This window comes from Candidatus Omnitrophota bacterium (genome assembly GCA_028716565.1).
In the GTDB taxonomy this organism is placed as follows: Bacteria; Omnitrophota; Gorgyraeia; order Pluralincolimonadales; family Pluralincolimonadaceae; genus Pluralincolimonas.
The window spans coordinates 19,013-42,913 of record JAQUPL010000008.1; the positions used below are offsets into that span (position 1 = coordinate 19,013).

General features: G+C 52.7%; 17 protein-coding genes. All 17 read right to left on the bottom strand.

Annotated elements, in window-relative coordinates; translation table 11 throughout:
• Positions 1-3 precede the first annotated feature (3 nt).
• The 17 genes from PHO67_07455 to PHO67_07535 all read right to left on the bottom strand — a co-directional run bounded on the left by PHO67_07455 (position 4) and on the right by PHO67_07535 (position 23,787).
• Positions 4-972: an ATP-binding protein gene (locus tag PHO67_07455; protein ID MDD5546967.1), complete on the bottom strand. Its 969-nt coding sequence runs from the start codon at positions 970-972 to the stop codon at positions 4-6.
• On the bottom strand, positions 959-4,189 hold the full coding sequence (gene carB, locus PHO67_07460; protein MDD5546968.1) for a carbamoyl-phosphate synthase large subunit: 3,231 nt from the start codon (positions 4,187-4,189) through the stop codon (positions 959-961). The genes PHO67_07455 and carB overlap by 14 nt, the downstream gene beginning before the upstream one ends.
• A gap of 94 nt (positions 4,190-4,283) precedes the next feature.
• Positions 4,284-5,525 (bottom strand): DEAD/DEAH box helicase, encoded by a 1,242-nt coding sequence (locus PHO67_07465; GenBank protein MDD5546969.1) that lies wholly within the window; start codon positions 5,523-5,525, stop codon positions 4,284-4,286.
• Positions 5,526-5,689: 164 nt separating this feature from the next.
• Positions 5,690-7,135 carry a radical SAM protein gene (locus tag PHO67_07470; protein MDD5546970.1) on the bottom strand — a complete coding sequence of 482 codons (1,446 nt, stop codon included), beginning with the start codon at positions 7,133-7,135 and terminating at the stop codon, positions 5,690-5,692.
• A gap of 56 nt (positions 7,136-7,191) precedes the next feature.
• Positions 7,192-7,347 (bottom strand): hypothetical protein, encoded by a 156-nt coding sequence (locus PHO67_07475; GenBank protein ID MDD5546971.1) that lies wholly within the window; start codon positions 7,345-7,347, stop codon positions 7,192-7,194.
• Positions 7,334-7,699, bottom strand: a complete 366-nt coding sequence (locus PHO67_07480) for a YkgJ family cysteine cluster protein (protein MDD5546972.1) — start codon at positions 7,697-7,699, stop codon at positions 7,334-7,336. The genes PHO67_07475 and PHO67_07480 overlap by 14 nt, the downstream gene beginning before the upstream one ends.
• Positions 7,700-7,739: 40 nt before the next feature.
• Positions 7,740-8,516, bottom strand: coding sequence for a glycosyltransferase family 2 protein (locus tag PHO67_07485; GenBank protein ID MDD5546973.1), 777 nt, complete (start codon positions 8,514-8,516; stop codon positions 7,740-7,742).
• A gap of 11 nt (positions 8,517-8,527) precedes the next feature.
• Positions 8,528-9,514, bottom strand: a complete 987-nt coding sequence (gmd, locus tag PHO67_07490) for a GDP-mannose 4,6-dehydratase (protein MDD5546974.1) — start codon at positions 9,512-9,514, stop codon at positions 8,528-8,530.
• A 54-nt stretch (positions 9,515-9,568) separates the two neighbouring features.
• Positions 9,569-10,396 carry an alpha/beta hydrolase gene (locus PHO67_07495; GenBank protein MDD5546975.1) on the bottom strand — a complete coding sequence of 276 codons (828 nt, stop codon included), beginning with the start codon at positions 10,394-10,396 and terminating at the stop codon, positions 9,569-9,571.
• Positions 10,397-10,420: 24 nt separating this feature from the next.
• Positions 10,421-14,809, bottom strand: a complete 4,389-nt coding sequence (locus tag PHO67_07500) for an autotransporter domain-containing protein (protein ID MDD5546976.1) — start codon at positions 14,807-14,809, stop codon at positions 10,421-10,423.
• A 122-nt stretch (positions 14,810-14,931) separates the two neighbouring features.
• On the bottom strand, positions 14,932-17,787 hold the full coding sequence (locus PHO67_07505) for an autotransporter domain-containing protein (protein MDD5546977.1): 2,856 nt from the start codon (positions 17,785-17,787) through the stop codon (positions 14,932-14,934).
• 167 nt (positions 17,788-17,954) lie between these two features.
• Complete coding sequence (locus PHO67_07510; GenBank protein MDD5546978.1) at positions 17,955-18,599, bottom strand: hypothetical protein; 645 nt, start codon at positions 18,597-18,599, stop codon at positions 17,955-17,957.
• Positions 18,600-18,643: 44 nt separating this feature from the next.
• Entirely contained in the window at positions 18,644-18,883 is a 240-nt protein-coding gene (locus PHO67_07515) for a phosphopantetheine-binding protein (protein MDD5546979.1), read from the bottom strand.
• On the bottom strand, positions 18,880-20,046 hold the full coding sequence (locus PHO67_07520) for a patatin-like phospholipase family protein (GenBank protein ID MDD5546980.1): 1,167 nt from the start codon (positions 20,044-20,046) through the stop codon (positions 18,880-18,882). The genes PHO67_07515 and PHO67_07520 overlap by 4 nt, the downstream gene beginning before the upstream one ends.
• Positions 20,047-21,582 (bottom strand): DHA2 family efflux MFS transporter permease subunit, encoded by a 1,536-nt coding sequence (locus PHO67_07525; protein MDD5546981.1) that lies wholly within the window; start codon positions 21,580-21,582, stop codon positions 20,047-20,049.
• Positions 21,582-22,445: an HlyD family secretion protein gene (locus PHO67_07530; GenBank protein ID MDD5546982.1), complete on the bottom strand. Its 864-nt coding sequence runs from the start codon at positions 22,443-22,445 to the stop codon at positions 21,582-21,584. The genes PHO67_07525 and PHO67_07530 overlap by 1 nt, the downstream gene beginning before the upstream one ends.
• Positions 22,426-23,787: a TolC family protein gene (locus tag PHO67_07535; GenBank protein MDD5546983.1), complete on the bottom strand. Its 1,362-nt coding sequence runs from the start codon at positions 23,785-23,787 to the stop codon at positions 22,426-22,428. The genes PHO67_07530 and PHO67_07535 overlap by 20 nt, the downstream gene beginning before the upstream one ends.
• Positions 23,788-23,901 lie beyond the last annotated feature (114 nt).

Genomic DNA, 23,901 nt, shown 5'->3' on the forward strand with positions numbered 1-23,901 from the left:
GATTTATACCGCTTCCATAGTTGAAGGCGGCTTGGGAGCTATATTATATGTGACACTGACCACACCCGGCACTTCCGCAAGTATGCGGTTTGCCAGCTTCTCCAGCGTGCCGAAAGGCAGCTGCGTCGGGCGCGCCTGGCGCGCGTCGACGCTGTCCCAGCAGCGTATCTCGATCTGCTGCCCGAATTCCCTCTTATTGTTGCGCATCCCGGTAACGCGGTCGTTATGCAGTATGGCCATATATTGGAACGCCTTGACAGAGGCCAGCTCCTGCTCGAGGATAACGGTCGCTTTACGCACAAGCTCTATGCGTTCCCTCGTAGCTTCCCCGATCACGCGCGCGGAGAGCGCAGGCCCGGGGAACGGCATCCGGTTAAAGATCGACGCGGGCAATCCCGCCGTCTCGGCTACCTTACGGACCCCGTCTTTCCTCAACTGCACCAACGGCTCGATTATCTTGTATCCGAACGCTTCCTGCGGGTCGATGCCCAGCTGTTCAAAGACATTATGCTGGCGCTTTATCCCGGCAACAGTCTCGTCTATATCGGTAAGTATCGTCCCCTGCAAAAGATATTTAGCGCCGCTTTTTTTCACCAGGTCGCCGAATACTTTTTTGTAAAAGGTCTGGGTGATCGCCTCGCGTTTCTCTTCGGGATCGGTAATACCCTTGAGCGCGCCAAAAAACGCTTCCTGCGCGTCGATTATCTCCACTTTCACTCCCAGTTTCTTGAAGACCGACGCTATCAGCTCGGGCTCCCCCTCGCGCATTATCCCGTTATCGATGAAATATGTCTTTAACCTCTCACCCAGCGCCTTGTGGCCGAGCATGGTCACCGCCGAAGAATCAACCCCTCCGGAAAGCGCGTTGATCGCTATCCCGCTGCCCACCGTGCGTGAGATCTCAGCCGCTTTTTCCTCGATAAATTTTTTTGCGTCCAATTCATTCGCGGTTATCTCCTTAACTTCCGGCATCTGCCCCTCCTTTTATTAATAATTCATGATATTCCTGCAATGACCTCGGCTGGCTTTGTTTATGTTTTACCGAATCGATCCCGTCGACCGTCGCCTTGGCCGCGGCGATCGTCGTCACATAAGGGATCTTATACTGGATCGCGAGCATGCGGATGTAACTGTCGTCGTGGGCGCTCAACCTTCCGATAGGAGTATTGATGACAAGGCTTATCTCCCTGTTCCTGATCGCGTCGGCGATATTGGGCCTGCCCTCGTGCATCTTCTTGATAGGCGCCGCCTCCACTCCCTTCCCTTTAAGGAAACGGGCGGTATTTTCGGTGGCGAGTATTTTAAAACCCATTTGCGATAATTTCGCGGCGATCGGGAAGAGGTCCTCCTTATCCGTGTCTGCTACCGTGATAAGTACGTTTCCCTCAGTCGGCAATTTTGTCCCTGCGGCTTCCTGCGCCTTAAAGAACGCCAGGCCGAAGTCCTGGTCGATACCCATAACCTCTCCTGTCGCTCGCATCTCCGGGCCCAATACCGGGTCGACTTCAGGGAACATATTAAAAGGGAATACCGCCTCTTTTACGGAGACATACGGGAGTTTCCTGTGAATAAGCTCGGGAAAATCGGTTAATTTTTTTCCTAACATCAAAAGTGTCGCGATGCGCGCCAGCGGTATGCCGACGGTCTTGGAGACGACCGGTACGGTGCGCGAGGCGCGGGGGTTCGCTTCCAATATATATACCTTATCTTCGCAGATCGCGAACTGTATATTGATCAGCCCCCTCACTTTTAATTCTTTAGCTATCTTCTTTGTCCATTCGTCGATGGTCTTCAGGTGCTCCGGCTTTATAGTGCGCGACGGGATCGAGCAGGCGGAATCCCCCGAATGTATCCCGGCGTGTTCTATATGCTCCATCACCGCGGCCGTAAAAATCTCTTGTCCGTCGCAAAGCGCGTCCACTTCGCATTCCGTGGCGTTCTCCAGGAAGCGGTCGATGAGCATCGGGTGCTCGGGGCTGACCTGGATCGCGTCTTTCGCGTATTTGACCAGCATCTGTTCGTCGTAGATCACTTCCATCCCGCGGCCGCCCAGCACAAAAGAGGGCCTGACCATGAGGGGATAGCCGATCTTCTTGGCAACCTTTACCGCCTCTTCCATAGAAAATACCGTCGCGCCGTCCGTCTGCCGGATCCCCAACTCGATCATCTTCTGCCTGAACAATTCCCTGTCTTCGGCAAAGGCGATGCTTTTCGTGCTCGTGCCGAGGATCCTTACCCCGTTCTCCTCGAGCTCGGCGGCAATATTGAGCGGCGTCTGACCTCCGAACTGCACGATCGCGCCCTCCGGCTTCTCCTTCTCCCAAATTGCCAATACATCCTCGACGGTCAGCGGCTCGAAATAAAGCTTGTCGGAAGTGTCATAATCGGTGGAAACGGTCTCGGGGTTGCAATTTATCATGATCGTCTCAATACCTTCATCGCGCAAGGCGAACGCGGCATGGACGCAGGTATAATCAAACTCGATCCCCTGGCCGATACGGTTCGGCCCGCCACCTAAGATAAGGACCTTCTTTTTGCCGGAGACCGGCACAAGGTCTTTTCCCGCCGTATAAGTGGAATAATAATATGCCGCCTCTTTCACGCCGCTCACCGGAACAGGTTCAAACCGCGCGTTGCCGGTGACTTTCTTCCTGCGGGCGCGCACTTCCTTTTCTTTCACCTTGAATATCTTCGCCAGGTATTTATCGCTGAACCCCCACTCCTTGGCTTTCTTTAAGGAAGCGTCGGATAGCCCGGCCCAGCCGGATTTCAGCATCTCCTCCTCAAACTCCACCATCTCTTTCATTTCCTTGATGAACCACCTGCCGATGTATGTAAGGCCGTAAAGCTCTTCCACGCTTATGCCTTTCCGCAACGCCTCATACATCAGGAAGGCGCGCTCACTGGATGGATAGGCAAGGCGGGATTTTAATTCAAGTAACGACAAATTATGGAAATCCCTGGCGAACCCCAATCCATGCCTGCCTATCTCCAGGGAACGTATGGATTTCTGGAACGCCTCCTTGAAATTCTTGGCGATAGACATCACTTCGCCTACCGCCTTCATCTGCGTCCCCAGCACGTCTTTCGCCTGGCGGAATTTCTCAAAAGCCCAGCGGGCAAATTTGATGACCACATATTCGCCCCACGGCTCATATTTTTCCAGCGTTCCCTTCCTCCAGTAAGGTATCTCGTCGAGGTTAAGGCCCGCGGCTAATTTCGTGGATACGCGCGCGATGGGAAAACCCGTCGCCTTGGAGGCAAGGGCCGAGGAGCGCGAGGTGCGCGGGTTGATCTCGATGACCACCAGCCGGTCATCTTTCAGATTATGCGCGAATTGTATGTTCGTGCCGCCCACCACCCCGATAGCATCGACTATCCTGTAGGAAAAATCCTGCATCCTCTTCTGGAGTTCCTGCGGGACTGTCATCATGGGTGCGACGCAAAAACTGTCGCCGGTATGCACTCCCATCGCGTCTATATTCTCGATGAAACAGACCGTGATCTTTTGGTCTATCTCGTCGCGCACGACTTCCAGCTCCAGCTCTTCCCACCCGATAACCGCTTCCTCGATCAAGACCTGGTGTATGAGGCTCGCGTTCAGGCCGCGGCGGGATAGGGTACGCAGCTCCTCTTCGTTATAAGCGATGCCGCCGCCTGTGCCGCCCAATGTGTATGCCGGGCGCACGACGACCGGATACCCCAATTTCTGCGCGATCCTTAATGCATCTTCCTCTGAAAGGCAGATCTCGGAAGCCGGCACCGGGATACCCAGCTTCTTCATCGTATCCTTGAACGCCTCACGGTCTTCCCCGCGCTCGATGGCATCGGCCTTTACGCCGATTATCTTGACGTTATACTTATCCAGGACCCCGGCCTTATTCAACGCGGAAGAGAGGTTCAAGCCGGTCTGCCCGCCTAAATTCGGCAGCAGCGCATCCGGCCTCTCCTTGGCGATTATCTTGGTCAAACTTTCGACGGTCAAAGGCTCGATATAAGTGTGGTCGGCCATCCCGGGATCGGTCATTATCGTGGCGGGGTTTGAATTTACCAGGACGATCTCATAACCTTCTTCGCGCAGGGCTTTACACGCCTGGGTCCCGGAATAGTCGAATTCGCAGGCCTGGCCGATGATTATGGGACCGGAGCCGATGATCAATACTTTTCTGATGTCTTTGCGTCTTGGCACGCTAATCTTCTCCGATGGGTGGGTAATTTATAGTATTATAGAGATAATGGCTTGCTATTTCAAGGATTTTTGAGGGCTGATTTCTTTCCGGTGATCACCTGCGGCGGCCGCGGCGTCTCGGCGCGAAATGATACGATCTCCCCAGGCCTGAAGATTTGTCGAACTGCTCCTGCGGGATCTCCGGATGTTTCGCGATAGGAAGCGAAGCCCTGATGAGCTTTTCAATGCTCCTGACATCGCTGCTTTGGTCCGGCGTGGCAAAAGAGATCGCGTGCCCCTTATGGCCTGCCCGGCCCGTGCGTCCGATGCGGTGCACGTAATTCTGCGCGTCGTCCGGCAGGTCGTAATTAATGACCAGCTCGATGCCGGTGACATCTATGCCCCTAGCGGCTATATCTGTAGCGACGAGCACCTTGTATTTGCCCGACTTGAACCCTCCGAGCGCTTCGCGGCGCTGGCCCAACGAACGGTCCGAGTGTATCTCGGCCGCGCTGTGCCCCATATCCCTTATCGAGTGAGCGATCTTCCTCGCGTTATGCTTGGTGCGGGAGAATAACAGCACCGCGCCGTGGTATTGCGCGAGCAGCTTACGGAGAAGCTGTGATTTTGCGTCTTTCCTGACAATGAATAATTCCTGCGTCACATGCTCGGCCGCTGTCCCGGAAGGCGCGATCTCTATGCTCACAGGGAGTTTCATATACTTGGCGGCTATAACCATAACTTCCCTCGGGATAGTCGCGGAAAAGAGCATCGTCTGCCTTTCCTTCGGGACAAAACGCAGGATCTTGTCGACCTGCGGCGCAAATCCCATATCGAGCATCCGGTCCGCCTCGTCTAGGACCAGCATCGCGACCCCGCCGAGCGATACGTTGCGCTGCTCGACATGGTCGATAAGCCTGCCCGGCGTAGCGATGATCACGCGCGGCCCTTTGCGCAGGGATTGTATCTGCTCGTACATGGAAGCGCCGCCTATAAGGCATGCCGTCTTTATCCCGAACGGGCGCGCTATCGCCTGGAAGGCCTCGTCGATCTGTATGGCCAATTCTCTCGTAGGGGCCAGCACCAGGCCCGCCCCCTTCTTCTGCGCAAGAAGCTGTACCATAGGGATGGCGAATGAATGTGTCTTGCCGGTGCCGGTCTGGGCCACGCCGACTATATCCTTGCCCTGCATCGCTATCGGGATCGCCTTCAGCTGGATCGGCGTTGGCACCTTGAACTTTATCCGTTCGAGGATATCGAGGATCTTAGGCGCGATGCCCAGCCCGTAAAAACCGTCAGCGGCATGGTTATTGGCCGGTTGCGGCAGGTCCTTATCGTTTATTTTATGCGTCATCATGGCTTTTAGTCCTTTGCCCTTCGTTCTTGAGGCACCTGTCCGAGGTGGACATGGCAATAACCCTCATGGTTATAGATACTCAAAATCTGCTTACAATGCAGGTATTTACATTTCCTGCCTTTAGATGAAGTCCTTACTTTTTTGATAAGTACTCCTTGTGTTGATCAAGCCCTGTTAACTACAAACGTCCTTTTAAGCGAATCCATCAGCCTGCCCCTTTTTATCTCCCTCGCGAAGACGCCGGCAAGCAGGCGGGGTATTACGCAAATAAACGAGATGACCTCTCCGAAGGTCAAAACCCTGTTTTTAAAGGCGCCCTTACAGAATATCTTAAAATAGCGCTGGGGGGTGTAGAAAGAGAATTTTATCGTCCTGCCTATATTCTTCAGCGCCGGATAGTCATATGTATCGGAATAAAGCTCTCCCTTTTCGGTAATATGGTAACCGGGCGTTTTCTCCGCCAACTCCCTTATTGGGGAATACTTCTCTATCCTTAGTTTATTGCAGGTAATAAAATCCAGGCCTAACTCTTTGGCGAATTCGGGTATGTAGAGCATCTCTTCTTTGCTCTCGCCTATATTGCCGTAGATGAAATAACCGTTATAAAATATCGGGTATTTTGTCAGTACCTTAAACGCTTCCCTGACCGTGGCGGAATCAAAACCCTTGTTCAGCTGCGCCAATATGCGATCGTGGGGGGACTCTATCCCGACCAGTAACGCCTTGAATCCCGCCTTGACCATCTTGCTTAGAAGGCGGGGATGTTTGAATAACTCGATGCGGGCCTGGGCGATAAAACGTTTCTTTATCTTGCGCTTGATTATCTCATCGCATATCTTTTCCGCCCTGCCCGCGTCGGCAAAAAGGTTATCATCGCTGAACAGGACTATCTTGGCGGTTATCCCTTCCAGTTCCCTGATCACCGAGTCGACGCTGCGCGCCGTATAAGCCCGTCTTTGGCCGAGGGGATTCATGTTGAATGTGCAGAATTTGCAATTGTGGGGACATCCCCTAGCGGAGAGGATCGAGTCAAACGTCAGGTTCATCATTTCGATCCCGTTCACGGCAAGGCTGTATTTATTATTCCTTAAAGAACGGCGCGGGGCAGGCATATCCTCTATATCCAGCAGGGGCCTGTTCTTATTGTGGACCACGACGCCTTTTTCCACATAAGAGATACCGAGGATATCTTTCAGGGGCAGGCCCTTGAGTATATCCCGTATCGTCTCTTCCCCTTCGCCGCGGACGACAATAGTGACATTCGGGCAGATCTTGAAAAATTCATCCGCCATCTCCGTCGCCTTATACCCTCCGACAACCACCGGTATATTGGCGGGGAAACGATTAAGGAGCTCGCATATCTCCTTGAACTGACGGTCCCAGCCGATAGTTACGCAGACGATATCGATCTCTTTTGCTATAAAATCCAGCAGTTTAGCCGGATCGGAGAGCTCTTTTTCGTACCTAAGATCGATGAGCGTCAGCTTCTCAACTAGCCCTTCGGCGCTGCTCGCGACATACTCGAGGCCGGTCGGAGGGAAGAGTTTCATGACGCTCGTATTGCTGCTTTCGATATAGGGATTCAGGAATAAGGCGTGCTTGTATTTCACTCGGATATTATAACATAAAATACCCCCTTTGGGGCATAAATATGGCCGGCGTTCCTTTATGCTACAGTGACGTCCTCATTCGGAGCCTTCTCCGGCTCCGCTTTAGCTTCTGCGGCTTTTTTATCCAGCTTGTGCTGCCTCTTCTCTTCTTTCTTCTTTTTATTCGCCATTTCCCTCTGGTACTTTTTAAATGAATAATTATCTCTTGCCATTATCTCCCCTTTTCTTTTTTCTTTTTGATTTGACCCGCGAGCATAATACGTCCGCAAACGGCGATAATTTCCCTTTTTCATACGGGAATTCTTTGCAATGGGCCGGCTTCAAGCCATAATTAACTTTGTGGATAGAACACAACCCTTGCGGAGTAAGGAAAGAGCAGCGGTTATCTTCGTAGCTCGTCCCGACCCTGTATCCGGAAGGGAAATCCTTATCCTTCTCAAGATGGTAAAAATCCCCTTTTAGCTTAAGGGATAATATTTTTTTAGCCTCTTCCAGGTCTACCCATGCCCCGAAATCACAACAGGAATGTTGCTTTTTGCATTTCAGGCAATCGATCTTCTTCACTTTTTCCCCTTCAATTATTTACCCGGTTTCGTTATATCCGTTACGCGCGCTGCGCGGGATGGCAATAAAGCAGTTCCCACACTTTTACCCATTTAATAAAATGGACCCACGCGAAGAGGCAGGAAAAGATAAATCCGTATATGCCTTCTTTATAACCTTTTTTCTTGACGTAAAATTTCCAAAAAAGCTTTGCCGTCTTTATGCGTATTTGGTACCGGACGTTTTTTTCGTCCCCGAACCGCTTCAGATCGACTATTTCTTCCGCCTCAAGGCTCGTATAGCGGTTATGCCGTTCGATGAATTGTGAGAAATTGTCGAAGGGGCGGTGCTCGATCTCGGCGTCGAGTACGCCGATCTTACCGTCAACGATAAGCTCGTGGTGGACTTTGCCCTGGTAGCGGGCAAATCCTTTTTTTAAGAAATGAAGGGAATAATGGTACCATCCGCCGTAGCGCATGAAGTGCCCCATGAAGAAATTTTTGCGCAGGAACTTATAGGCGGCGAACTCCCCTTCCCGTTCTAAAATACCGGTGATGGCGGCGCGAAGCCCTTCGGTGACGACCTCATCGGCATCGAGCTGCAGTATCCAGTCTCCCGAAGAATTATCGATGCCGATATTCCTTTCCTGGCCGAAATCCCCCTCAAAACGGTGCTGGACGACCTTTGCTTTATGCCTCTCGCAGATCTCCACGGTCTTATCCGTGCTGAAACCGTCCACTACCACGATCTCGTCCGCCCAGGCGACGCTTTCCAGGCATTTCTCTATTTTTTCTTCTTCGTTCTTGGCCAGTATCACTACCGATAACTTTTTGCGCAAGCGCCCCCCTGTTACCTCCTGTCGCATCCGGCTTTCTTAAGGTTTAAATCCGAATCTACCATCATCTTGACTAATTCCTTGAACCTTACTTTCGGCTCCCAACCTAATTTCTTCTTCGCTTTAGAATAATCGCCCTTTAAAATATTGACCTCGGCCGGCCTGTAGAATTTCTTGTCGACCTTTACGTACTTTTTCCAATCGAGCCCGGCATGGCCAAAAGCCAGTTTGGCGAATTCTTTTATCGAGTGTGTTTCCCCCGTAGCGATGACATAATCGTCCGGCTTATCCTGCTGCAGCATAAGCCACATCGCCTCTATATAATCCCCGGAAAAACCCCAATCCCTTTTCGCGTCTAAATTGCCCAGCTTGAGCTCGTCAGCCAATCCGAGCTTGATCTCAGCCACCGCGTTAGTTATCTTGCGCGTGACAAATTCAAACCCTCGCCTGGGAGACTCGTGGTTAAAAAGTATGCCGTTACAGGCGAACAAACCATACGCTTCGCGGTAATTACGCGTTAAGTCAAAACCGGCGACCTTGGATATTCCGTAGGGAGACCTGGGATGGAACGGTGTATTCTCATTTTGCGGGGTTTCCTCGGCCTTGCCGAACATCTCGCTGGAAGCGGCAAAATAGAACTTACAGCGCGGGGCCAATTCCTTGACCGCGGCGAGGATATAATGCGTGCCGTTGATATTCGTATTAATGGTCGAGAACTCATCTTCGAAAGAATAGCTGACAAAACTTTGGGCCGCCAGATGATAGCACTCGTCGGGCTTCATCTTATGCACGACTTTGAACAGGCTCGCGAAACTTTCAAGAGAGCCGGGATGCAGGGTGATCTTCTTCAGGATATGCCTTATCCGCCAAAGCTGGTGTTCGGGATCCTCTAAAGCCACCCTCCTGACGATACCATGGACCTGATAGCCTTTCTTAAGCAAGAATTCCGTCAGATATGAGCCGTCCTGCCCGTCTATCCCGGTAATAAGCGCTTTCTTCATATTGTCATTATCTCCTTCGCGGTGGAAATATTATAAGGGTAATGTCTTACTATATCAAGGATTTTTGGGTATCGGGGATAACGGCATATCAAGTAATTTTCGCCACTTATCTTCCCACCCTGAATGATGTGTAGTGCCCTTGACTACCGTAATACTCTCATGTTTATCATCTCCGGTCTTACCGGCAAACGATTTCGCGACAGACGCCGGGATGGTCCTGTCGCCGGAGGCGACAAAATGGCGCTGTGGAATGGCCCTGATCTTGGCCGCGTAATCTATAGGATTCAGGGACCCGTTAAGCGGGCTTACTTTATTCCAATCACTGACAGCACTCCAATCCAAATTGCCGGCGATAGTACGTAAGCTTATGACGTCATCACGGCGCGCGGCGACAAGAACGGCCACTGCCCCTCCTCCCGAATACCCGACAAGCGATACCGACCGCGCTCCGGCCATATCGCGCAAACGGCTGACCGCGAGATCCATATCTTTTATCACTTCGGGTGAAAAGCGTTTCGCCGTCCAGTATTTCGCGTCACACTGCGAGGCGCCCAGGGAAACATATTGTCCGGGGCGCGCGAGATATGCAACATTCGGGGACGGGTCCAATGAAGCCAGCCGCATGACAAGGCGATCCGTCGGGGTGGGGTCGGAAGACGGGCGCGAACGGGATCTCCATGCCAAGCCGTCTCCCTCGATGTAGATTACGAGCGGCTCCCCCCTCCTGTTTATTGTAATGTACGAAAGCAGCGTGAAATTGCGCCCGCGTATAAGATTTTTAGTGAACCCGTTATTTTTTTCCAGGAAAAAGGACTGAGCAGCGCAACCTGTCAGGCAAGATACCAAAAACAGGGCCGCTAAAGGCCTTCTTATACTGAACATAGGATTCCTTGAGGGCAGATAACCTTAAAACTTATACCTTACATCGGCCCAACCCGTATGGGAGGTATAATCCTGCTTGTACTCGAAGTCGTAGTTGGCGTCGAGGCTCCAGTTGCCTCTCGTCACCAGCGTCAGTTTGCTCCCGACGTTCAGGGAATTCTGGGCGGGATCAAACCCGTTAGTGGCGAACGAACCGCCACCTCCGGAGAAGGTCGAAGTCGTTTCCTGTTTATCCCCTATGAAGTCATACAGCCACTTCGCATGGATCTCGGGGATGACAAAGCCGGATTCAACTTCGAAAGTGTGGTCGAGTTTCATACCAAGCCCTGATTGGAGCATGTCGTAGTCCTGGCTGGTTACGCTTAAGTTGAGGGCATCTGCTCCTGTTTCGGTATAGCTCTGCAGGTGCAGGCGGACATATTCTAATGAAGCAACAGGTGTTATGTTGACATTCTTTGTCTTAAAGGTATAGCCGCCGTCCACTAACACGGCATACTGCTGGCCTCTATAGTTTGAGTCGGCTCTCCTCTGGATGGCGCCTACGGTGATATTTCTCTTACCCTTGTATGTGTTATAGGCGAATGAGAAGGCGCCGTTTAAGTAGTAGGGTTTCTCGGCATCTATGTAGCCGCCGTATAAGGTCGTCTGGTAGCTGTTGATATTAGTCTTTCCGCTGTTGTCCTTGGAGTTGACGTTGGAGGCCGCGTAGCCGCCGGAGGCGCCGAAGCGGGCTCTATTGTTAAATGCCGGCAGATCGCCTCCTATGGCCGTCCCCCAGATGGTTGCGCGATAACCGTTACTTAGCCCTCGCGCGTCCTGTCGGACGTATTCGCCGAAGCCCCTGCCCCATGCCTCGACGCCGTTAAGCCCCTCGCTTCCGGTGGATACGCCGGTATCGCCGGTGTCTTCGTCATGCGCCCGGGCAAAGAGGTCTTCCAGCCTGTCGGTAGTGGTCGCCATGAACTGGTTGATCGCGGTATTGCTGATGTTGGTCACTCCGCTGTCGACGACCGGGGTGACGGTTTCGAGAGATTGCTCGACCTGTGCCGGCGTCATAACATCGAGAGCGTCCAGGACGGTGGTCATATCGGCGGACGGATTTGTGACGTTATCGAGAGCGGCGCCGACTGCGGAAGTGTTGGAATTCGTGCCTGAACTGGAGAAACCGGTACCTGAGCGGTTAACGGTCAAGATCAGGTCGCCGGCTGAGCTTGAACCTATGAATGTATATTTGGAATTAGAGGACGTAATAGTTGCCGGTACGTTGACACCTGCACCGCCTGCGCCGTCGATTATCTTAAGGGTCGCGTTATTGGGTATGTAACCGCTGACGGTGACATTGACGGTACTTCCGGCATCTACAACGGCATCGGCGACGGAGGTAATATTACCGAAAGCAGAGGATGAATTCGCGGTAAGGTCCAATGCCGAACCTGCGTTCTGGGTGTAGATGCCGGGAACCGAAAGACTGATCGTGCCCACGCTTAAGGTAGCGCTATTTGTAAGGGCTCCCCCGCCTACGGCATTGGCATTAGAGACCTGCAGGGTACCGGTGTTTATCTCAGTGAGCCCTGTATAGGTGTTGGCGCCGCTTAAGGTAAGGACGCCTAGACCTTCCTTGATAAATAGGGTCTTATTTGTTCCGCCGTCCTTGATGATACCGGAGAATGTCGTTGAAGTAGCGTCTCCCGCTGTCAAGGCCCCGTCTGCCAGTCCTCCGTTAGTTACGGTGCCGTCGCCTGAAAGAGAGCCTATAGTCTCATCGAAACCGTTTAGATCCAGGTTCGCGCCTGTGGCGACTGAGACCGCAGAACCGATGCCGAAGGCCTGATCCACGGCACCTGCCTTGAGGGTGCCGGCATTGACTTCCGTCGGGCCGGTGTAGGTGTTAATACCGCTTAAGGTGGTCGTGCCGGTACCGTCTTGCCTGAGGATGCCGGTTCCGGATAACACCGCGGCCGCATCCAGATTAGTAGTGCGGTTAAATGACAGCGTGGCATTATTCAGAATATTGCTTGCGCCGCTGAAGCCATCGCCGAGTTGCAGCGTGCCCGCGGTGATCGTTGTAAGCCCGGTATTTGTGAAGGCACCTTTTAAAACAAGGGTGCCTGCGCCGGTCTTGGTTACGGCGCCATTTCCGCCAAGCCCGGTGTCGCCGCCGGTCATCGTAAGGGTGTTGACGGTTATATCGATTAAGGTTGTCTTGGCGGCATTGATGGTGACATTGCGATCCGTACTGGCGTCAAGGCCGGTGTACCGCAGGGTGCCGCCGTCTAATACGAGGTTAGCGGCGGCGTTTGTAGCGGCACCGAGATTGCTCGCCTCGCCGCCGTTTCTGATGGTGGCAACACTGACGGTACCGCCGCTGATGGTAGTAACTCCGGTGTAGGTATTATTACCTGAAAGGGTCGTGGTACCGCTGCCGGTATGCTGTACGTTTAAGCTGCCGGTGAGAAGAGGAGCAAAGGCATAAGCCGCGTCAGTATGGTTGAATTTGACGGTCGCCCCGCCGTCGCCTCCGTTTACTTCCGCGGTATTTAAAGTACCGGCAGCCCCGCCTTCTCCTATATTGAGTGTACCGGTAGAACCGACATCGCTGCCAATTGTAGTTGTTCCTGCGCCGCCCGCGACATTTACCGTACCTCCGTCTGAGATAGTCAGGTCACCGGTCGCCGCGCCGCCGTTTTGGGTCCTGCCGACATAAAGTCCGTTGGTATCGGTATTGGTCCAGGTGGAATCTGCGCCGGTTACCTTGACGGTACCGTTACCTCCTGCGTAACCGCTGACATTCCCGGTCGCGTCGCTTACCAAACCGCCGTCGGAAATGGTCAACGAGCCGGTTGCTCCGGAGCCGACATATAGATCGTCGCTGTGGGTCCATTTAGAATTAGCCCCTGTTACCGTGGCTATGCCGGAGGAACCCGCATTGGCACCGACCCATGAGGTAGCGTCGCTCACTTCGCCGCCATTCTGGATTGTCAACTCAGCTTCGCCGTTAGTGCCGACGACCAGGTTGTCGGTTATGGTCCACTTGGAGTCCGCATCCTCAACGGTAACGGTGCCGTCTCCAGCGGCGTCCTTGCCTATATAACCATTACTGCTGCTTACCGTGCCGCTGTTGCTGATTTCTAATGTGCCTATTGCGGCCTGGCCGACATTAACGTCGCCGCTGTTGGTCCATTTAGAATTCGCATCCTCAACGTAAACATGACCCACAGCATTGTTGCCCACATTTGCCCAGGTGTTGCTCACTTCCCCACCGTTGGTGATATGTAATTCGCCCGTGCCGTTATCAGCGACGATGAGCTCCTCGCTGCAGGTCCATTTAGAATTCGGGTCGTCAACGGTAGCGATGCCGTCTCCGGTGGCGTCCTTGCCGATATATCCTTTAGTACTGGTCACGGTTCCGCCGCTGGTGACGGTCAATGTGCCGGTATGGGCTTTGCCGATATTAACTTCGCTGCTGTTGGTCCAGGTGGAGGTAGAACCATCAACCGTTACGGTACCGTCATCATTGTAACCTATATCTGCGTAGGTATTGCTCATGGCGCCGCCGTTGGTGATATGTAATTCGCCGGAGTCGTTATTACCGACGGTTAGCGCGGTGCAGTCCACGGTGCCGCCGTCGGAAATAGTCAGCGTGCCGGTGCCGGAATTGCCGACTAACATGCCGCCGCTGTTGGTCCAGGTGGAATGGTTTCCGAATGAGTCAATGCCGGTAACGGTAACGGTACCGGTTGAGCCAGCTTCACCGCCGATATTACCCCAGGTATCGCTTACCAAGCCGCCGTCGGAAATGGTCAACGAGCCGGTGCCGTGGTTGCCGACAAAAATGTCGACGTTGTTGGTCCAGGTGGAATCGGTGCCGGTAACGGTTATAGCGCCCTCGGAGGTTGCAAGGTCACCGATAAATGAATGCCGACCGCCCCCGCCGGTTACCGAAAGTGAGCCTCCGCCGGAGATTACCATTCGGCCCTCGCCTTCGTAGCCGACGGCGAGGCCGCCGCCGACCGACCATACAGTGCCGGCACCGAAAGTGAATGTGCCGGTATCTGTCGCCCCGTTGTCAAATTTTAGCCATACTCCGTCGGCAGTGTCGCCGCCAAAACCCGTCACCGTGACATCGTTATTGGAGAGGTTGAAGATCGTCTCGAAATTCAGGGTGGGCAGGGCACCCGCCAATGGGATCGTGCCCGCCGCGCCCGCATCAAACTGGATCGTGCCGGCACCGCTTGCATTCAGACCTGTTATCGCGGTCCTAAGCGTGCCCGGGTCGAGGGTATCGGCTCTGTTATCAACGGAAAAGGTATCGGCATGGGATGGCGTAATAGAAAAAAACAGGACGGCATAAAAAACAAGCAGAAAACCAACGGCCCTAAAATGACGGCAAGAAATCTTTTTTTGCGCATGCATGGCATCACCCTCCTGCTTATTGGGTATCATTATACTATATATTAATATTTTCTCAATAAAATTATGTGAGCACAACAGGCAGGGCGGTTAATTTCATGCGCTTGACAAACAAAAATGGATCCCTAGAACTTATACCTTATATCAGCCCAACCCGTATGGGAGGTGAAATCCTGCTTGTATTCAAAGTCGTAGTTTACATCGAAACTCCAGTTGCCTTTCGTGACCAGGGCGAGCTTTGTCCCTACATTTAAGGAATGTTGTGCGGGATCGAATCCATCGGTGGCGAATGAGCCGCCTCCTCCGGAGAATGTTGAAGTCGTCGCCTGCTTGTCGCCTATGAAGTCATAGAGCCAGCGGATGTGGACCTCGGGGGTTAAGATGCCGTAGTTTGACTCGAAGGAACGGTCGAATTTTGCTCCCAGGCCTGACTGAAGCATGTCGTAATCCTGGCTTGCCACACTTAGGTTTAAGGCGCCTGCTCCTGTCTCGGTGTAGCTCTGGAGGTGCAGATGCAGGTATTGGAGCGAGGCAACTGGGGTAATGTTTACTTGTTTGGTTTTGAAGGTATAACCTCCGTCGAATAAGACCGAATACTGCTGGCCGCGATAGCTTGAGTCGGCTCTCCTCTGGATGGCGCCTACGGCGATGTTACGCTTGCCCTTGTATGTGTTATAGGCGAATGAGAAGGCCCCGTTTATGTAGAAAGGGTTGTTTGCATCCATGTAGCCGCCGTAGAAGGCCGATTGATAGCTGTTGATGTAGGTTCTTCCGCTGTTGTCCTTGGAGTTTACGTTAGATGCCGCGTAGCCGCCGGAAGCGCCCATACGGACCTTGTCGTTAAAGGCTGGGATATCGGCTCCTAAGGCCGTGCCCCAGATGGTGGCGGAATAGCCGTTACTTAGCCCTCTGGGGTCTTGGTGTGCGTATTCACCGAATCCCCTGCCCCAGGCCTCAAAGCCGCTTGATCCTTTGCTTCCGGTTGAAACGCCGCTCTCCCCTGTTTCTTCATTATGCGCCCGGGCAAAGAACCCTCCCAATCTGTCGGTAGTGGTCCCGACGAATTGGTTGATGGCGGTATTACTGACGTTAGTCACTCCGCTGTCAACGACCGGGGTCACGGTCGCGAGAGCCTGGCCAGCCGCGGTTGAGCCCAAGGCATCAAGCGTGTCCAAAACAGTAAGCATATCGCCCGAGGGATTTGAAATATTATCAAGGACCGCGCCTGCGGCGGATGAATTACCGTTAGTGGCAGTGCCCGCGAAACCGTTGCCTGCGCCGGAACGGATTATAGTCAGGATGAGGTCGCCGTTTGAGCTTGTGCCCGAGAATGAATATTTCGAGTTGTTGGACGTGATGGTAGTCGGGACATTGACGTTTGTGCCGCCCGGGCCGTCGACCACCTTAAGGGTCGTATTATTAGGCATGTAACCGCCGACAGTGACATTGACAGCGCTTCCGGTGGCCACAACGGCATTACCTGCAGACGTAACATTACCGAAATTTGAGGAAGAGTTCGCAGTAAGCATCAAGGTGGTTCCCGTGCCCTGGGAATATATACCTCCGTCGCTTAACGCAACATTCCCGGTGCCCACATCCAGGGCTGCCGTCGTATCGGCTTTCAGGATGAGGTTGCCTGATATCGTACCGTTATTCGTCAATGCGGTGGTCCCGCCGTCGAGCTGGATGGCAGCCGTAGTTCCGGTTATCGTCCCGCCGGCATTATTGATAATAACGGTATCGCCGTTGTCGACCCGGATACCGGTTGCCGGGCCGGAGATCGTCCCCGAATTAGTAAGTTTGTTTATGCCGCTTGTCACGGGCGTGCCGAGCGAAGTATCACCTCTAAAAAGAATGCCTATGCTCGCGGTATCGGCGAGCCCGAACTTCTTCGAAGTAGTGGCGTCGCCGTTTGTCGTGACGGTACGGCCTGTCCCGACTGTGACATCATAGTTCAACGACCAGACAAGGATCCCCTGCCCGCCGGATACGTCGCCTGCCCCGGTAACGTTTATCACATTAGGCGCGGCGGCGGTACGGCTGACGTTCTTCTGGAAACGGGAACCGGCCCAGAGGGTATCGCACGGCCCGGTCACATCGAAACTCGCGAAACCGTTGCCGTATTGCGAGTCCGCATCCGAGCTGAAACTGCCGTTCTTGTTTTTAGTGTATATGTACGAGACGGTCGAATAGATGCCGTAGATATTCGCTGAGGTCCCGCCCAAGGCGATGAATTCGCTCATCCCCTGGACATCGGCAAGTACTGTCTTGTCGCCGTGTCCCCAGAAATAGGTATACCCCAATTGCCCGAAAGGAAAACGCTTAGTCGGGTCGGCGCCATATGACGCGTTCCTGAACTGCGTATAGTATGCCTGGAAGTCGGACCAGACTTGATCGTCAGTAATACCGGCAGGCCGGACGAAAGGAAGCAAGTCGCCGTAAGCGTCTTTTACGCCGGCGTAATCGGCTATATCGGGGTTCTTTGCCGGACGCATTATGGTATTGTTATTCGCGTCCAACGCGAATTCAACTATGGCGTTGTGCGTCCCGGAATTGTCCATGCCGAGCCCTCGCTCGGTGACCTTTATAAGATCGGAGTTAGTGACCCCGCCGCCTTTGTTATCGTAGAATTTCGTGAAATCGTTGCCGGTAGTCAGCCATGCGGCATCGGTCGTAGGATTGCCGTGGATCGTATAACCGGCCTGGTCGACATAGTTGCCGCTGTAAAACGAGGCATATGTCGCCGTCCTGGTGATAAGGTTCCCGCTCGCGTCGTATTGGAGCCCGAACGTGCCGCCGGTATCGGGTATTATAACGATTGAAGCGTCGGCGGCAAGATGACCGGCGGGAGTAGTGGCATTGCTTATTGCCTGGGTTATGCCATCGCTATAATCATAGGTAGGACTGTCCGCCAAGACAAAGGGCTGTGCGGCGAAAGATAGAAAAAATGCAGCTGCGAAAATAAGTAGTTTGCGCGTCATTAGGTCTCGTTTTCGGGAAAAACCGCGGAAGGGATAGAGATGCGGAAGGAAAAAAAAGTCAGAATGGAAAGGAATTTTCTCATTTTTGCATTGATTATAGCGGAGATTATTTGTTAAATCAAGGATTTTTGGGGACTAGGCGGGGATCTCCGTTTTGTCCGGCCGTTTTACAGCCCGGAAGAGTGGCTTTGCATCGACATGCTGCATCCGACTGTCCCCTTGATCAGGACAGGCAGGCGGTCCTTGTCTTTGCTGATCCATATTTCGAACTTGCCGGGCTTGCTGGTGAAGTGATAGGCCGTTATCTTATTGTCATTTACCCTAACGTCTTCGATACCGACCAGCGTAACGGTGAACACTTCTCGAAGGCGCACGACCATGCTCCACCCTGTGTCAAGGTCATCGACCTGGCGCAGGTAGAAAGGCAGCAACACGGCATTATGGTAGGGGCTGTCGGATTTATATCTGTATTCGTCGGCAAGTTTATCGTTCATGAATTTCTTGATAACGAGGGAATTTTTTTGAGGGTCATACTCCTCGACGAGGAACTCTTTCGATAACGGCCAACTGATATGCCGCTCAACTATCAACGGCAGGCCTGTTTTGGGATCGGCATAGATTTTTTCAAGGTCGCTGAACCCGGTGAGTTCGGTGCGAAAGGTCACAAGCCAATACTCCCTTCCCTGATAATCTACCAGCCCTATATCCTCGTATTCGGCTCTCCCTGCGGGGCTGACATTGTAGACTATTTTCTCGCCTTGGGATACCGCGGCAAAAGCCGCATTGCATAAAATGAGTAACGACACCGCCAACAAAATATTAAATACTCCCTTACCCAACATAGCCACGGGCCTTTCTAGCCGACACAGCGCCTCACCTTAACGAGCTCGACCAATTCTCCCACAGTCTCTACTATCCCGACCTCTTCATCGGATATTTTGATATTATACCTCTCTTCCAGGTCGATTGCCAGCCTTACCAAGTCCACGAAATCCATATACAGATCCCCTATCAGCCGGGACCCGGGCGTGATCCTTTCGAGCGGCATTTTTATCTGGTCGTTTATCAACTCCCTTATCTCTTCGAATAGGCTCATTGCATCATTCCCGGAGGAACTTTCTTCCAATCGTATCCCTGTAATGCCTCCTTAAATCCCAAATCAAAAAGTCCACGCATTTCGATGGGATCGAAAGGTTCCTTCGCTTTGGACACATGGGTCGCCGGTATATAGGCCAGGTTGAAATCCCCCTTGCCCAATTCCGTAAAAGCATACAACTGATATATATCCCCGACGCCCTGGGCGTTCACCATTGTATCTACCGTGCGCTCCGCAATGGCAGACATCCTGTCCGGGACTTCTTTCCAGATCGCGTCCGCATAGCCGTTCCTTATCACGTATATCTTGTACCGCAGGTTGCGGATACCTATCCCCTTCTGTTTCATGGCTTCTTCTATACCCTGGACAGCATCATAAAGAAAGAACACCTGCTTCGCTACCCCGCCGTCGACATGCATCTCGTCATACGTCTTATCGCCAACCTGTACCTTTAAATACACCGGAGGAAAAGCTATCGGGATGGATGCCGATGCCAGTATTACCTTGCGGAATAACATTAGGGCCCTCTCATCGCCTATTGAAGCGATCTTCCCCATATCCCATATTACGAGACGCTGGGCGTCAAGGTTGGTGGTGCCCACATAAAGCCTGCGGCCCTTGTCATATTCGGAGGCTATTTCCTTTAATAATCGCCCGTCAAAATATTTTTCGATACGGCGTTTCAGCGGCCTGGGGCTCGCGAAGGAATTCACGAACGGGATGCTTATATTCATGATATCTTTTGTCGAATACTTCGTGTAAAATTCCTCCAACTCGCCGTCATATTTATTTCCGAGGAAGGCGAAAGGCGCTATGATCGCTCCGGTGCTTATACCGGTAACGACCTTAAAGACCGGCCGTGTCCCGGACTGTGTCCATCCGCTGAGTAAACCCGCGCCGTATGCGCCGTTAGCGCCCCCGCCCGAAACCGCAAGCATCGAATACGTCGCGCCTATCCCGCCCGCGTCGACCAAACCAATCATATCTTTCTTGAAATACTCGGTCGGGACGCCGCTATAGACCCTGATATTGCTCATGCCGGATATGCTGGCATCATTCAGCATCTTTTCCGGGACGGCATGGCGTACGCTCGCGCAGCCGGATACAAGGAAGATAGCGGCCGTTATTACGCAAAACTGGTTTACCCTTTGGAAGTTTCTCATTTAATGGATCATGACCGTCCCTTTATTCTTGACCTCCCTGAAAATAAACACCAGGAACACGCAAGAGAAAGCGATGATCCCGTAATAGCGGAAACAATCGATATATGAAAGAAGGGCGGACTGGCGTAATAATTCCCTGTAAAGCAGGCCGTCCGCGAGGCCGGCATACGCCTTCGATACCTGCTGATACAGCTGATTAAAAGGGTTCAACTGGCCTACAAGTATCGCCTGGTGCGTCTGCGCCATTCGGGAAAGTATCGTCGTCGATACCGCGATGCCGACGCTGCCCCCGATATTCCTCATGAGGTTAAAAAGCCCGGAGCCGTTTCCAATATCCTTGGCATGCAACGTCCCGAAAGCCACGATCGACAACGGCACAAAGACCATCATCGTGCCAAAACCCAGGACAAAAAGCGGGATCACCCTCGAATCCATGGAGATCTGCAGGTTAATATTGCCGAGAGACAGCGCCGCAATCCCGATCATGGCCAGGCCCACGGCCATCAACACCTTATTTTCAAAGTATTTACATAAACGCGAGACTGACAGGGCCCCGGTAAAAGCCCCTATCCCAAGCGGGACCAGTATAAGCCCGCTTAAATAGGCCGTATACCCCATCATCGTCTGGTAAAAGAGCGGCATGAGCGCCATCACTCCGTACATGATCGAACCGATCATAAAAGCGATTATCATGCCTCCGGTAAGGTTCCTGTCCTTAAGGATACGCAGATCGACCACCGGATGCTTTACGCGGAATTCCCATAAAATGAACGCGACAAGAGAAATGACGACAATGATCGATGTCCAACATATCCAGGACGCCTGGAACCAATCCGCCTCCTGGCCTTTATCAAGAACGAGCTGCAGCGCGCCCAAGCCGATAGCCATCAACGCGAACCCGTAATAATCGATGCCGGTCCTGATCTTCCGGATGTACGGCGGGTCTTCAACGAACACCTTAGACATCAGGATGGCGATGATCCCGACAGGCACATTGATGAAGAAGATCCACCGCCATGAGAAATTATCGGTAAGCCAACCGCCGAGGACGGGGCCTATAATAGGCGCCACGATGACTCCCATCGCGAAAACCGCCATGGCTGAAGTGCGCTTCTCCTTCGGAAAACTTTCCAGCAGTATTGCCTGGGAGATCGGCTGGAGGGCCCCTCCTCCTATTCCCTGGAATATCCGGAACAGGACCAATTGACTGAGGCTGCCAGCTATGCCGCAAAGGACGGAGGATAGGGTGAACAGGGATATGCAGATAAGAAGCACCCTTTTACGGCCGAAAAAACCGCCAAACCATGCCGAAGCGGGCAAAATAATCGCATTGGCGACAAGATAACTTGTTAAGACCCAGGTCCCCTCGTGAGTAGTCGCGGAAAGGTTTCCCGCGATCTGCGGCAAAGCCACATTCGCAATGGAGGTGTCCAGGACTTCCATGGTCGCGGCCAACATGACTGCGATACAGATCAGCCAAGGGTTGCTTTTAGGGCGCCATTCTTCGGATTGAATAGCGTTGCTTCCCTTATCCATTACCGGACCTTTATCTCGGCAATGACCGACATGCCTACGCCAAGATCATACTTATTGTAGGGTTGGCCGTCAAAAACGATCTTTACCGGTATGCGCTGGACCACCTTTACAAAATTCCCCGAAGCGTTTTCGGGCGGGAACATGCTGAATTTTGCTCCGGTGCCGCGCTGGATACTGTCCACATGGCCCTCGAAGATCTTACCGGGATACGTATCTATCTTTATCCTGACCTCCTGTCCGGGCCTGACATTTTTAAGCTGGGTCTCTTTATAATTGGCGATTACCCACATATCATTCGAAACAACCGCCATAAGCCCCTGCCCCGGCTGTATCTGGTTTCCCGCCTCGACGGACCTTTTTGCCACATGGCCGTCCGAAGGAGCGCATATCTTCGTATATTCCAGGTTGCGCTGCGCGATCTTGAACTGCGCTTCGGCAGCCTCGGCCTGCGCTTTCGCGAGGTTATACGCGGTAACGGCATTCTCGAACCTCTCCTTCGGGTATACTTCTTCTTTATATAATGCCTCGGCGCGATCCCTGTCGCGAGATGCCTGCTCAAAAGCTACCTTTCGTATATCCAGGGCCGCCTGTGCCCCGTTCACCCTTAATTCGTAATCTATCGGGTCTATCTCGACCAGGACGTCCCCTTCTTTCACGATGCGGTTATCTTCCGCATTCACTGTCTTGACCGTCCCCGGGATCTTGGCCGCGATGCTATGGATCCTGCCTTCGATGTATGCGTCATCGGTGGACACGCGGCTGATGCCGCCAATGATGAAGAGGATGAATACCACGGCGGCAGCGCCGCCTGCCGCTAAAAATATTCCCAACAATTTCGTCTTCTTAACGTTTTTCAGGTTCATTTTTGTTCTCCATTGTTTCGTAGATGAGCGCGAGGTCAATACCCATCGAATACATAAGTTTTGCGTAATTACGCTTCAGTTCGTAATCCGCGCCGTAATAATTTGTCTGCGCCCTCGTCTGCAGCGTTATCGCTTCAAGCACATCCGTAGATGTGGCGGCTCCGGCCGTATATTTCACGCGGTATGCGCGGACGTTCTCACCCGCCTGCTCGAGCGCTTCCGAGGCGACGGAGACCTTTTCGCAGGCATCCTTAAGGCTCAAATGGCTGTTTTCAACCTCGAATTTTATATCCTCGATAAGTTTGTCTTTTTGTTCTTTTATCTGCTTTTGCAGAGCGCGCTCCTTGAGCAGGTCGGCCCGGGCTGCGCCGCCGTCATACAGGTTCATCTTGACCCCCAGGTTGACCGACATGTTGTCTTCGTGCACTTGGTACCTGTTTTTAGTATGGTTATAACCGCCGTCGGCATAAAGAACCGGAAGGTTTTCTACCGCCTTTGCTTTTTCGCTCGAGACAGACGCTTTTATCCTGCTTTCATAGAAAACTATCTCCGGCCTCTGTTCCTGCGCCGTGATCCAGGCATCCTCTATCTCGGGGAACTGCGGCAACTGCATATTTATATCCTGCGCGATGAGCTTCTCTCTCAGCGAGAGGGCCAGGATATTATTCAAGCGCGCGGCGGCGACTTCTTTCCCATTGCGTGCCGCTATCAATTTCTGCTTCGCGTCGGCAAGCTTGACCTTAGCGGGAAGCAGGTCATTCTTTACTATAACCCCCTGCTCAAACAGATGTTCCATATCTTTAATATAAGAGGTGAGGCTTTCGACTTCCTTCTCCGCGACATTTATAAACTTCTCCGCTTCCAGCAGGTTGAAGTAAGCCACAACAAACTCCAGCGTAGCTACCCGCTTGACGCTTTCGCTGCGGGCCTTTACCGCCTCGACCATCTCCTTTGACGCATGGTAGTTAGAGAGGCTCTTGCCGAAGTCGAATAAAGTCTGATAGACATTGGCCCCGAAGGAATACGGGTTTTGGTCCGAGGTCGGTACCACCATGCCGCCGAATTTCATCTCGGGCTTGTTATTATTGAAGGTCTGCGCAGCGCCTATATTAAGGTGCGGCAGCAGCACGGAGCGGGCGATCATCGAGTCCTGGAAAGCCATGTCATTATCAAAGGAAGATATTTTAACCAGGCGGCTGTCCTTTTGCACTATCGAAATTCCTTCCTGGATAGTGAGGAGCCTGCCGTCCTTTCCCGCGGCCTGCTCCGCATAGGTAAGGTGGCCCGCACAGGCCACCATGGCGCAAACCGCCGCAACCGCAAATACATTCTTAGTTGCCATATTTAATCCTTCCCGTCGCATTTGTATGTTTTCTTGAATGAACACTAATATCTTAATATGAACGTATGTTCATTTATGAATGATATCATTCATTTTGGGTTTTGTCAAGATGGA